Source organism: Rathayibacter tritici (assembly GCF_002932875.1).
In the GTDB taxonomy this organism is placed as follows: Bacteria; Actinomycetota; Actinomycetes; order Actinomycetales; family Microbacteriaceae; genus Rathayibacter; species Rathayibacter tritici.
In genome coordinates this window covers 67,595-79,422 of record NZ_PSWS01000054.1, presented here as the reverse complement: position 1 = coordinate 79,422, position 11,828 = coordinate 67,595, and the positions used below count along the sequence as shown (strand labels likewise).

Genomic DNA, 11,828 nt, shown 5'->3' with positions numbered 1-11,828 from the left:
GTGCGGGCAAGGGAGGGGGAGGAGGGGAGACGCGCGTCGACGACGAAGTCGTCTCCGACCGGGCCCGCGGACAGCACTCCCCCGACCAGGGCGGCGCGCTCGCGCATGCCGACCAGGCCGTGGCCCTCGCCGGGCAGGGCGTCGGGATCGAGGTCGGCGCGTCGGGCGTTGCGCACCGTGAGGGTGAGTTCACCGCCGTTCTGGCGGAGGGAGACGTCGAGCGGGGAGCCCGGGCGACCGTGCCGGAGGGCGTTGGTGGTCGCCTCCTGGGCGATGCGGTACAGGGCGAGCCCGACGGCGCGCGGCACTGCCTCCAGGTCGACGGCGAGATCGGCGCGGATCGGCGCGCCGGCTCCGCTGACGCTCTCGAGCAGAGCCGGCATATTGCTCGCGCCCGGCTGCGGGCCGTCGCTCTCCGAGTGCCGCAGCTGGGCGAGGAGCACGCGGACATCGCCGAGTGCATCCCGGGCGACGGAGGAGATGGTCAGCAGGGCCGCATCGGTCTGGTCCGGACTGGTGGCACCGAGGTAGCGGGCGCCATCGGCCTGCGCGATCACCACGGCGAGGGAGTGGGCGACGACGTCGTGCATGTCGCGGGCGATCCGGTTGCGTTCCTCCACAGCGTCGAGTTCGCGCTGGGCTCGGGCGCGCTCCTGCTCGGCCTGCGCGCGCAGGGTCTGGCCCTCCCGGGCGCGGCGCACCGAGCGGGAGAGCAGGCCGGTGGTCCAGGAGAGACCGAGGGTGGCCAGGATGCCGCCGAAGGTGCCGCCGACGCTGATGAGAGCGAATCCGTCGCTCCGAAACAGCTCGAAGACGACAAGAAGGTACATCGCCGCCACGATCGCACCGACGACCGCGGACGCCGCTCCCGCAGCCCTCACCCGCCGCGACTCGGACGCGCCAGTGCCGAAGAGCACCACCATGATCGCGAGGTCGGCGGCACTGGGAGCCAGGTGCAGGCCCATTTGGAGAACGGCCCCGAGCCAGGCGATTGCCAGGGCCCACGCGGGCGAGCGTCGGTGGAGCACCAGGGCCACGGCGAGCACCGCGGTCGCAGGAAGGTGCAGTGGCTCCGCAGCCGAGCCGACGAGCGCCCTGTCGATCAGGAGGAGCACCAGCGCCTGCCCGCCCGCGATGCCGACGGCATACGGATCCTGCGGGCCGACGATCCGGGTCAGCAGTGCGTCGATCCGGTCGCCCCGGAGAACGGGCGCGCGCAGGGCGAGGAGGTGGACGAGGACCTGCGCGGCGCCGAGGACCGAGGCGACGGTGAGGGCCACCAGGACCCGCACGAGGATTTCCATCCGGAGAGAAAGCCCGGACGGGTCGAGTGGACCCGAAAGCTCGCCGGCGACGGTGATGCCGCCGACGCCGGCCAGGACCAGCCCACCGGCAAGCGCCACCGCTCGTGTCCAGGGCCCAACCCTGCGGGTGGTCTGCCAGAGCACCACGAACCCCACGAGCGCGCCGTCGACCGAGAGACCACCCAGCTGGACGCCACCGCCGACGAGGACACCGATCCCGACGAGCGAGGGGGCCAGGGCGGGGAGGAACCCGGCGACAGCCAGGGCCAGGGCGAGCACAAGGCCGCCCGCGATCTGCTCGGGCGGGCTGACTCCGGAGAAAACGGCCAGCAGATCGAGAGCTGCAAGCAACACGCCGGCGATCGGCAGAGTCGCCGGTCGGTCCAGGAGTATGCGCATGAAGTCCACGCTAGGGGTTCACTCTTTCCGCGGCGTCGTCCTCCTGGGTGACCGCCGTCGGTCGGAGGGTGTCAGAAGCCCAGGCGGCCCAGCAGCTTGGGGTCGCGCTGCCACTCTTTGGCGACCTTGACGCGGATGGAGAGGAACACACGGCGCCCGAGCAGGCGCTCGATCTGCTCGCGCGAGACCGCACCGACCTCGCGCAGGCGCTGACCGCCCTTGCCGATGATGATGCCCTTCTGGCTGTCGCGTTCCACGAAGACGTTGGCGTAAATGTCGATCAACGATCCGTCCTCGCGCTCCACCATGTCGTCGAGAGTGACGGCGAGGGAGTGCGGCAGCTCGTCCGAGACACCCTCGAGAGCGGCCTCGCGGATGAATTCGGCGATGCGCGAGAACAGGTCCTCATCGGTCACCGCCTCCTTCGGGTAGAGCGCGGGCGACACCGGCATCAACCGCAGCAGCTCGACGGACAGCACGTCGAGCTGCTCCTCGGTCACGGCCGAGATCGGAACGATCGTGTCCCAGTCGCGCAGCTCCGACACGGCGAGCAGCTGCTTCGCCACGGATTTCTTGGACGAGAGGTCGACCTTCGAGACGATGGCGACCTTCCGGGCGCGCGGGAACGCGTCGAGCTGCTCGTTGATGAAGCGATCGCCCGGGCCGATCGGCTCGTCGGCCGGGAAGAGCATCCCGATCACGTCGACGTCGCCGAGGGTCGAGGTGACCAGCGAGTTCAGCCGTTCGCCCAGAAGGGTGCGCGGCCGGTGGATACCGGGGGTGTCGACGACGATCAATTGGCCGTCAGGGCGGTGCACCACTCCGCGGATCGCACGCCGTGTGGTCTGCGGCTTGGAGCTGGTGATGGCGATCTTCTCGCCGACCAGCGCATTGGTCAGCGTCGACTTGCCCACGTTGGGGCGGCCGACGAAGGACACGAAGCCCGCCCGGTAGGGTGCGGCGGCGGAAGTGCTGTCGGTCATCGTGCGTCCTCGTGCTGGTCGCCCGAGGCCCCGCGGCGGGGAACCTGGCTCGGGCTGGGTGTGGTGGTGCCGCCGTCCGCGATGATCGCGACGGGTCCGGTGCCCGGCTCGCCGGCGCTGTCCAGATCGGGATCGCGGCGAACGATCACCGTCGAGATCGTGCCACGGCGCGGGTCCGCCTGCTCGGCCTCGAGAAGCACACCGCCGATCCGGGCGGTCGCGCCGCGCTCGGGGAGGCGCCCGTAGGCCTTGGTCAGCAGCCCGCCGACCGAGTCGACGTCGTCGTCATCGAGGTCCAGCTCGAACAGCTCGCCGAGCTCGTCCACCGGCAGGCGCGCCGACACGCGATACACGCCCGGCTCCGTCTCCTCGACGAGGTCCACCTCGCGGTCGTACTCGTCCGAGATGTCGCCGACGAGCTCCTCGATCAGATCCTCCAGAGTGACCAGTCCAGCGATACCGCCGTACTCGTCCACGACCATAGCCAGGTGGTTGGACTCGAGCTGCATCTGGCGCAGCAGCTCGTCGGCCTTCTTCGACTCCGGCACGAACAGTGCGGGCCGCGCCAGCTCGGCCACGGTGTCGGCGCCGTCCGGCCGCTCGTAGGTGTGCCGCGCCACGTCGCGCAGGTAGAGCACGCCGAGGACGTCATCGACGCCGTCGCCGATCACGGGCAGGCGCGAGATGCCGCGGCTGAGCAGGAGGCCCATGCCGGCGCCGACGGAGGAGGTCGCCTCGATCGTCACCATGTCGGTGCGCGGCACCATCACCTCACGAACGAAGGTGTCGTTGAACTCGAAGATCGAGTGGATCAGTTCACGGTCGTCCTGCTCGAGCACGTCCTGCTCGGTCGCTTCGTCCACCATGCTGAGCAGCTGCTCCTCGGAGGAGAACCCCGCCGAGCGCCCGGTGCCCGGCGTCACCCGGTTCCCGAGGGCCACAAGCCCGTGCGCGACCGGGCCCAGAGCGAGCCGGAGCACGTACACGAGCGAGGCGCTCGTGGCGAGGACCGCGCGGGCGTTCGCGCGCCCGACGCTGCGCGGGCTGGAGCCGACCAGCACGAACGAGACGGCTGCCATGATCAGGACCGCCAGCAGCAGCGCCAACCAGAGCTGGGCGATCTCGACGACCAGCACCGTGGTGACGAACACCGCTGCGGTCGTCTCGGCCGCGATCCGCGAGAAGTTGACGACGTTGACGTGGGCGCTCATGTCACCCGCGATGGCGCGCAGAGCGCGCGCACTGCGGGAGTGCTGGGCCATGTCGAGCAGGTCGCTGCGCGAGAGGACGCCGAGCGCGGCGTCGGTCGCAGCGAACCAGCCGCCGACGGCGACGAGCGCGAGGGCGGCGATGAAGAGCTGAAGGGTGGGCACGGCGTGCTCTAGCGGCGTCGCTCGCCGATGTGGAAGCCGACCAGGATGTCGCGCTGGATGCCGAACATCTCGCGCTCCTCCTCCGGCTCGGCGTGGTCGAAACCGAGCAGGTGCAGCAGCCCGTGAGCGGTGAGCAGCTGGAGCTCGTCGAGCACCGAGTGGCCGGCCGACTCGGCCTGCGTCTGCGCGACCTGCGGGCAGAGCACGATGTCGCCCAGGAGCCCCGCGGGGGTCTGCTCATCCTCGGTACCGGGGCGCAGCTCGTCCATCGGGAAACTCAGCACGTCTGTCGGGCCCGGCTCATCCATCCACTGCACGTGCAGCTGCTCCATCGCGCCCTCGTCCACCAGCACGATCGCGAGCTCGGCGTCGGGGTGCACGTGGAGGGAGTCGAGCGCGTAGCCGGCGAGGCGCAGCAGGGCGGCCTCGTCGACGGGGACGCTCGACTCGTTGTTGATCTCGATGCTCACGGGGAGGTGTTGTCCTTCGGTTCGGGAGGGGCGGGCGGTCTCAGCCGCGCGGAGGCTGGCGGTCTCCGGGCGGCCGGGCCGTCTGACCGCGGCGCTCGGCGCGGTGGGCGAACTCGCGCGCTTGCTCGCGTTCGAAGTGCTGGGCCTGCTTCTGCTGGTCGTATTCCGTGTAGGCGTCGACAATGCGCCCGACCAGGCTGTGACGCACCACGTCCTCGCTGGTCAGGCGAGAGAAGTGGATGTCGTCGATGCCCTCGAGCACCCGCGTCACAAGGCGAAGACCGCTGGCGCCGGTCGGCAGGTCGACCTGAGTGATGTCGCCGGTGACGACCATCTTGGAACCGAAGCCGAGGCGGGTCAGGAACATCTTCATCTGCTCCGGCGTCGTGTTCTGCGCCTCGTCGAGGACGACGAACGAGGTGTTGAGCGTGCGCCCGCGCATGTACGCCAGCGGAGCGACCTCGATCGTGCCGGCAGCGAGCAGCTTCGGAACGATCTCGGGATCCATCATCTCGTTGAGCGCGTCGTACAGCGGACGCAGGTACGGGTCGATCTTGTCGGTGAGCGAGCCGGGCAGGTAGCCCAGGCGCTCCCCCGCCTCGACAGCCGGGCGGGTCAGGATGATCCGCTCGACCTCCTTGCGCTGCAACGCCTGAACGGCCTTCGCCATCGCCAGATAGGTCTTGCCGGTGCCGGCCGGGCCGATACCGAAGACGATCGTGTTCTGATCGACCGCGTCGACATACTCGCGCTGGCCGAGCGTCTTGGGGCGGACACTCCGGCCGCGGGCCGTGAGGATCGCCTGGCCGAACGCCTCGGCCGGGCTCACCGGTCCACCGTTCTGCAGGATGCGGGCGGACTCGCGCACGCCCTCCGGGTCGAGATCGTGCCCGCTCGCGGTCATGCGCACCAGTTCTTCCACCAGGCGCGTCGCCGCGGTGACGGGCTCACGCTCACCCTCGAGCGTCACCTCGTTGCCGCGCACGTGCACCCGGACATCGGGGAATCGTCCTTCGACCGCCCGGATGAGACGGTCCTGGGGTCCGAGCAGGCGCACCATCGCGACTCCGTCGACGGCGACGACGCGCCGCGTCGTCTCGGACGCGTCCACGCCGGGGGCGGGACGCTCGTCGGGGCTCGCGCCCGCATTCTCAACCGGTGGCAAGGGAGCCTTCCGTCTGGTGGCCGCCCAAGACGTGGGCGTGGACGTGGTGGACAGTCTGGCCCGCCTCCTCGCCGGAGTTGAAGACGAGGCGGAACTGACCGTTGCTGTGGGCGTCGGCGAGCGACTGGGCGACCTGCACCAGCTCAGCGAGCAGGGCGGGCTCCGCGGCGGCGAGGGCCGCGACCGTGGTGTACTCCTGAGTCTTGGGGAAGACGAGGAGATGGACGGGCGCCTTCGGCTCGATATCCGTGATCGCAAGGATGCGCTCGTTCTCGAACATCACATCGGCCGGGATCTCGCCCTGAACAATGCGCGTGAAGACGGTGGGTTCGCTCATGCAGTCATCTTAAACGGGGGCCGAGCGGAGCGGGTGCCGCGTTCGCCCACGGCACGCTCCTCCGAGTCTGCCAAGGGCCTGTGGAGGAGCACTCGAGCAGAGCAGGAATACTCGAGCAGAGCAGGAGTACTCCAGTCGTGCCGGAGCATCACCAGCGGCCCAGGCGAGCCGAGAGGACAGCGATCGCAGCGGGCCCCGCCGTCGAGGTGCGCAGAACGGAGCCGCCGAGCGCGACGGCCTCGGCGCCCGCCTCCGCGAGCTGCCGCAGCTCCTCCGGCGCGATGCCCCCCTCCGGGCCGACGACGAGCACCAGATCCCGCCCGTCGGGGACCACCTGGGAGAGTCGGGCCTCGGCCGAGGGCTCGAGCACCAGCACGCGCGCGGTCGCCGCCCGGGCGACGAGAGCGCGGATGTGCTCCAGCGGTGCGACCTCGGGCACCCGGGGGCGCAGCGACTGCTTGCTCGCCTCGCGCACGACGGCACGCCAGCGCTCCCGCCCCTTCTCCTCCTTCGTACCCGACTTCGCACCCGACCAGCGCGAGATGCAGCGCGCGGCCTGCCACGGCACGACCTCGTCGACCCCGAGCTCGGTCGCGGCCTGCACGGCGAGTTCGTCGCGGTCGCCCTTCGCGAGCGCCTGAACGAGCACCAGGCGCGGTGACGGCACCGGCGACTCCTGAACCGACTCGACCACGAGCACCACTCGCGCCGCCTCGGCGCTCTCCACCACCGCGGTCGCGACCAGGCCGCGCCCGTCGCCGACCCGCACACTCTCGCCCGCGCGGATCCGGCTGACGGTCGCCGCGTGCCGCGCCTCCGCTCCGGTGAGCGCCAGCCGACCGCCGACGAGGAAACCTGCGGAGTCTAGCGATTCGTCGATGTAGTGGTGCGCCACGGCTCAGCCGAGGAAGCGGTCGCGGAGCTTGGAGAACAGGCCCTGCTGGAAGTGCGTCAGCGCGGGCTTCTGCGGCTTGTAGTGCTTGGCGAGCTCCTGGACCAGCTCCCGCTCGCGGTGCCCCAGCTTCGTCGGGGTGACGACCTGGATGCCGATGCGCAGATCGCCGCGTCCGCTGCCGCGCAGCCGCGTCACTCCGCGGCCCTTGATGGTGACGATCTCGGTGCTCTGCGTACCCGGCTTGATCTCGATCTCGATGTCGCCGTCGAGGGCTTTGAGCGACGCGGTCGACCCGAGGATCGCGTCCGTCATCTGCACCTCCAGGGTGCAGAGCAGGTCGTCGCCGTTGCGGCTGAAGACGTCGTGGTGCTTGACCTTGATCTCGAGATAGAGGTCGCCGTTGGGGCCGCCGGCCGGGCCGACCTCGCCACTGCCGGGCATCTGTAGGCGCAGTCCTGTGTCGACACCCGCGGGGACGTCGACGGGGATGGTGCGGCGCGCGCGGACGCGGCCCTGGCCCTGGCAGGTGGAGCAGGGCGTCGCGATGACGGTGCCGTAGCCGCGGCAGGTGCCACAGGGGCTGGCGGTCATCACGTTGCCCAGGAGCGAGCGGACCGTGCGCTGGATCTGACCGGAGCCGTGGCAGATGTCGCAGGTGACCGGCGAGGTGCCGGGCTGGCAGCACGAGCCCTGGCAGGTCTCGCAGAGCACAGCGGTGTCCACCTCGAGGTCGCGGTGCGCGCCGAAGACGACCTCGTCGAGCGAAACCTCCACCCGCAAGAGGGCATCCTGCCCACGCTCGCGGCGGGAGCGCGGCCCGCGGGACGAGCCCTGCGCGCCCTGTCCGAAGAAGGTCTCGAAGATGTCGCCGAAGCCGCCGAAGCCTTGACCGCCACCGCCGAAGCCCTCCTGCGGGCCGCGGTCGTACTGCGCCCGCTGCTGCTCGTCGCTCAGGACGTCGTAGGCGTGCGTGACGAGCTTGAAGCGCTCGGAGGCGTCGCTGCTCGGGTTGACGTCGGGGTGCAGCTCGCGGGCGAGTCGGCGGTACGCCTTCTTGATCTCGTCGGCGGAGGCGTCGCGGTCGACGCCCAGCACTTCGTAGTGATCGGCCACAGGTGGCTTCGTCCTTCGTTCGTGGGTCGATGGGGCGGGCACTGCGCGCCCGAGGGAACCGGCGGGGCCGGGAGGTCTGGCCTACTCCTCGCCGAGGAGGCGGGAGAGGTAGCGGGCGACGGCGCGCACCGCCGTGATGTTCCCGGAGTAGTCCATCCGGATCGGGCCGAGCACGCCCAGGCGCGAGACCTGGCCGCCCCCGGTGTTGTAACCGCTGGTGAGCACGGAGGTCTCCTGCAGGCCGAACGGCGCGTTTTCGCGGCCGATGCGCACCGAAATGCCCCGGGGATCAGGCGTCATCTCGGCGAACAGGCGCAACAGCTCCACCTGCTCCTCGATCGCCTCGAGCACCGGGTAAATGCTGCCCGAGAAGTCCTCCTCGGTGCGGACGAGGTTGGCGGCGCCGGCCATCACCAGGCGGTCCTGACGGTTGGCACCGACCTGCTCGAGCAGGGTCTGCACGATCGGCGCCAGCATGGGAGCCCGCTCCGGGCTGAACCGCTCGGCGACCGAGCCGAGCGTCTCGGCCGCCTGCTGAAGGCCGAGGCCGAGCACGGCCGTGTTGAGCTTGGCGCGGATCTCGCCCAGGAGCGCGTCGTCGATGTCCTCCGGGGTCTCGAGCACGCGCTGGTCGACCCGGCCCGTGTCGGTGATCAGCACCGACAGGAGCCGGCGCGGAGCGAGGGCGACGAGCTCCACGTGGCGCAGCCGCGCGGCTCCGAACGACGGATACTGCACGAGCGCGACGCTGTTGGTGAGCTGCGAGAGCAGGCGCACGGTCTTGACCAGCACCTCGTCGAGGTCCGGGCTCTGACCGAGGAAGGTCTCGATCGCCTGCCGCTGGGCTGAGGTGAGCGGTCGCAGGTCGGCGAGCTGGTCGACGAAGAGGCGATAGCCCTTGTCGGTCGGGACGCGGCCGGAGGAGGTGTGCGGAGCGGCGATCAGCTCCTCCTCCTCGAGCTGGGCCATCTCGTTGCGGATGGTCGCGGCCGAGACACCGAACGCGTGCCGCTCGACGATCGACTTGGAGCCGACCGGCTCTCGGTGTGCGACGTAGTCCTGCACGATCACGCGCAGGACCTGGAGACCGCGCTCCGTCACCATACGACCGACCTCCCGCCGGACTCCGAGTGCCCGCGGGCACGACCGTCTGCGGCGCGCGCGCCGCGCGGAGCCTGGCACTCCGCAACTCTGAGTGCCAATCATAACCGGGTGACAGACGACGGGACGAGGTTGCGCCGGTATCGGCCGGGTTCGGCCCTCTGAGCGGCCTGTGGAGGAGCATCGTCGTCCCTGCGGAAGCACAGCCCGCGCTGCCACGTGCGGACGCGGCCGCCGCATGCCACGATGGACGCCGAGCGCTCGGGGATGCCCGGCGCCGACGTCGGAACGGAGACCATCATGTCGGCCACCCCTCCCCCGCCCCCCGCCTACGGCACACCGGCTGCACAGCTGAACCCCGCGGACGAGAAGACCTGGGCCGTCCTCACGCACGTGATCGGCATCTTCTTCAACTTCCTGCCGTCGCTGATCGTCTTCCTGGTCTTCAAGGGCCGCGGACCGTTCCTGGAGGCGCACGCGAAGTCGGCACTGAACTTCCAGCTCACCATGCTGATCGCGTACGTGGCCGGGACGATCCTGTCCTTCGTGCTGGTCGGCTTCATCGTGTTCATCGTGGTGCCGATCCTGGTGATCGTGTTCGCGATCATCGCCTCGGTGCGGGCTAGCGCGGGTGAGTACTACACGTACCCGCTCAGCATCCCGTTCTTCAAGTAGCGGCGGGTTCGGGGCGGCCTCAGCCGTCGGTGAGACGGCGCACCACCGCGTCGGCCAGCAGCCGGCCGCGCAGCGTCAGCACCACGCGGCCCTGCAGTGCGGCCCGGCCGTCGATCAGGCCATCGGCGATGAGACCCGCCACGTCGCTCCGCCGCTTCGGGTGGATCGAGGCGATCGGCAGGCCGTCGGCCAGACGAGATCGCAGCAGTACGTCCTCCACCTGCCGCGTGCTCGCGTCGAGCGTCTCGCGCCCGGCAGCCGGTGACGCGCCCGCGCTCAGCCGGTCGGCGTAGGCCGCGGGGTGCTTCACATTCCACCAGCGCACGCCACCGACGTGGCTGTGCGCCCCCGGACCGATCCCCCACCAGTCGTGGCCGAGCCAGTAGGAGAGGTTGTGCCGCGAGCGGTGCGCGTCGTCCCGCGCCCAATTGCTGACCTCGTACCAGGAGTAGCCCGCCGCGGCCAGGCGCGCGTCCGCGAGCTCGTACATGTCAGCGGTCAGGTCGTCGTCCGGGGTCGCGACCTCGCCGCGGCGGATCTGCCGGGCGAGCTTCGTGCCGTCCTCGACGATCAGCGCATAGGCCGAAAAGTGGTCCGGCCGGTTGGCAAGCGCGGAGTCGAGCGAGCGCTCCCAGTCGGCCAGCGACTCCCCCGGCGTGCCGTAGATGAGGTCGAGGCTGACCTGCAGGCCGGCCTCCCGCGCCCACTCGACCACGAGCGGCACCCGCTCCGGGTCGTGGGTGCGCTCGAGAGTGGCGAGCACGTGCGGCACGGCCGACTGCATCCCGAAACTCACCCGCGTGAAGCCGGCCTCGGCCAGCGCCCGCAGGTACGCGGCGTCGACGGAGTCGGGGTTCGCCTCCGTCGTCACTTCGGCATCGGCGGCGAGGCCGAAGTGGGAGCGCAGGCCGGCCAGCATCCGCACCAGATCGCCCGCGGGCAGGAGCGTGGGTGTCCCTCCGCCGAAGAAAACCGTGCGGGCTGGGCGGTGGGGCAGGCCCGCACGCTCAAGAACTCCGGCGCCGAGGGCCATTTCGGTGATCGCCTCATCGGCGTAGTCCTGCTGCTTCGCCCCCCGGAGCTCCGTCGCGGTGTAGGTGTTGAAGTCGCAGTAGCCGCAGCGGACCCGGCAGAACGGTACGTGCACGTACAGGCCGAGGTCGCGGTCCTCGACGCCGTCGGCGACGGATGCGGGCAGACCGCCGTCCGGCGGGGCGGGGTCGGCGATCGGGAGGGCGCTCCCCACGTCAGCTGACGCGCGCGGGGAGCAGCGCGCGGAGGTACTTCGCGACCTGGCGCTTCTGCACGGCACGCAACACGGGCGCACCCAGGCGGTACAGGCGGGTGGAGGGGCGCGAGAAAACGCGGATGACGAGCCAGACGGAGTCGTCGGCGCGCTTCTCGACGACGAACGACTCCTCGCCGCTCTCGGGGTGGCCCTCGAGGGTGCCGTAGGCGAAGCCGACCTGGTCGGGCTCGTCGACGACGTACACGACGCGGACCGGAGCGTCGAAGACCCGGCCGAGGAGCCTCACCCGCAGCACGGCGGTCACGCCGGCGGTGATGTAGGGGGTGCCGTCGGGGGCGAAATGCTCCTCGGTCGGTCGGCTGACCAGGTCGATCGGGGTGCCCGCGGAGTCGAAGTTGACGCCGGTGTACTGCACGCCGCTGCCGCTGGTGATACCGGTCACCTCGATACCGCTGCCGCGCTGGACGCCCCAGGTCATCAGGGAGGCGGTGGTGATCGCAAAGCGCTCGTCGCCGGAACCCAGGCGCGCCTCGAAGCGCTCGGCGGTGAAGCCGTCAGGCGGGTACTCGAGCAGGTCCGGCGCAAGGGTGCCGCCGACGGCCGCGTAGGTGACCTGCGGCTGGCCCTCGAAGTTGGAGCGGCGGATGCTCACGTCCCGACCTTCTTTCCCGGATTCCTCGAGCACGGCACGCGCGGGTTCCGCGTGCCGGGTGGTGCTCTCCATCCGACCCAGCGTATCCGACCGTCCGAGCCGTCAGGCCAGA

Annotated in this window: 12 protein-coding genes; 1 reads left to right on the top strand and 11 read right to left on the bottom strand. The window is 70.7% G+C overall.

The genetic code is table 11. The features are described from left to right. The 9 genes from C5D07_RS09710 to hrcA all read right to left on the bottom strand — a co-directional run. Window positions 1–1,703: sensor histidine kinase (locus C5D07_RS09710; RefSeq protein ID WP_146079792.1), on the bottom strand; the 1,703-nt coding region annotated here is incomplete at its 3' end. Between the two features lie 71 nt (window positions 1,704–1,774). Then, window positions 1,775–2,686, bottom strand: coding sequence for a GTPase Era (gene era, locus C5D07_RS09705; protein ID WP_068253660.1), 912 nt, complete (start codon window positions 2,684–2,686; stop codon window positions 1,775–1,777). After that, window positions 2,683–4,059, bottom strand: coding sequence for a hemolysin family protein (locus tag C5D07_RS09700; protein WP_104259254.1), 1,377 nt, complete (start codon window positions 4,057–4,059; stop codon window positions 2,683–2,685). The genes era and C5D07_RS09700 overlap by 4 nt, the downstream gene beginning before the upstream one ends. A gap of 8 nt (window positions 4,060–4,067) precedes the next feature. After that, window positions 4,068–4,529 carry an rRNA maturation RNase YbeY gene (gene ybeY / locus C5D07_RS09695; RefSeq protein WP_068253664.1) on the bottom strand — a complete coding sequence of 154 codons (462 nt, stop codon included), beginning with the start codon at window positions 4,527–4,529 and terminating at the stop codon, window positions 4,068–4,070. A gap of 40 nt (window positions 4,530–4,569) precedes the next feature. After that, a complete protein-coding gene (locus C5D07_RS09690; RefSeq protein ID WP_084416180.1) occupies window positions 4,570–5,589 on the bottom strand; it encodes a PhoH family protein in 1,020 nt (339 codons plus the stop codon). A gap of 91 nt (window positions 5,590–5,680) precedes the next feature. Then, window positions 5,681–6,031: an HIT domain-containing protein gene (locus tag C5D07_RS09680; RefSeq protein ID WP_104259252.1), complete on the bottom strand. Its 351-nt coding sequence runs from the start codon at window positions 6,029–6,031 to the stop codon at window positions 5,681–5,683. Between the two features lie 148 nt (window positions 6,032–6,179). Then, the gene (locus C5D07_RS09675; RefSeq protein ID WP_068253671.1) at window positions 6,180–6,926 is read right to left on the bottom strand and encodes a 16S rRNA (uracil(1498)-N(3))-methyltransferase; all 747 of its coding nucleotides are present in this window, start codon (window positions 6,924–6,926) and stop codon (window positions 6,180–6,182) included. A gap of 3 nt (window positions 6,927–6,929) precedes the next feature. Next, complete coding sequence (dnaJ, locus tag C5D07_RS09670) at window positions 6,930–8,039, bottom strand: molecular chaperone DnaJ (RefSeq protein ID WP_068253673.1); 1,110 nt, start codon at window positions 8,037–8,039, stop codon at window positions 6,930–6,932. A gap of 81 nt (window positions 8,040–8,120) precedes the next feature. Further along, a complete protein-coding gene (hrcA, locus tag C5D07_RS09665; protein ID WP_068253675.1) occupies window positions 8,121–9,143 on the bottom strand; it encodes a heat-inducible transcriptional repressor HrcA in 1,023 nt (340 codons plus the stop codon). A 243-nt stretch (window positions 9,144–9,386) separates the two neighbouring features. Here hrcA and C5D07_RS09660 point away from each other — a divergent pair, with 243 nt between their 5' ends. Then, a complete protein-coding gene (locus C5D07_RS09660; RefSeq protein WP_237358150.1) occupies window positions 9,387–9,815 on the top strand; it encodes a DUF4870 domain-containing protein in 429 nt (142 codons plus the stop codon). 19 nt (window positions 9,816–9,834) lie between these two features. On the opposite strand, the gene hemW is transcribed toward C5D07_RS09660, so the two are convergent. Further along, window positions 9,835–11,061 carry a radical SAM family heme chaperone HemW gene (gene hemW, locus C5D07_RS09655; protein WP_104259251.1) on the bottom strand — a complete coding sequence of 409 codons (1,227 nt, stop codon included), beginning with the start codon at window positions 11,059–11,061 and terminating at the stop codon, window positions 9,835–9,837. Window position 11,062: 1 nt separating this feature from the next. Beyond that, window positions 11,063–11,716: a DUF1990 domain-containing protein gene (locus C5D07_RS09650; RefSeq protein WP_237358151.1), complete on the bottom strand. Its 654-nt coding sequence runs from the start codon at window positions 11,714–11,716 to the stop codon at window positions 11,063–11,065. Window positions 11,717–11,828: the final 112 nt, after the last annotated feature.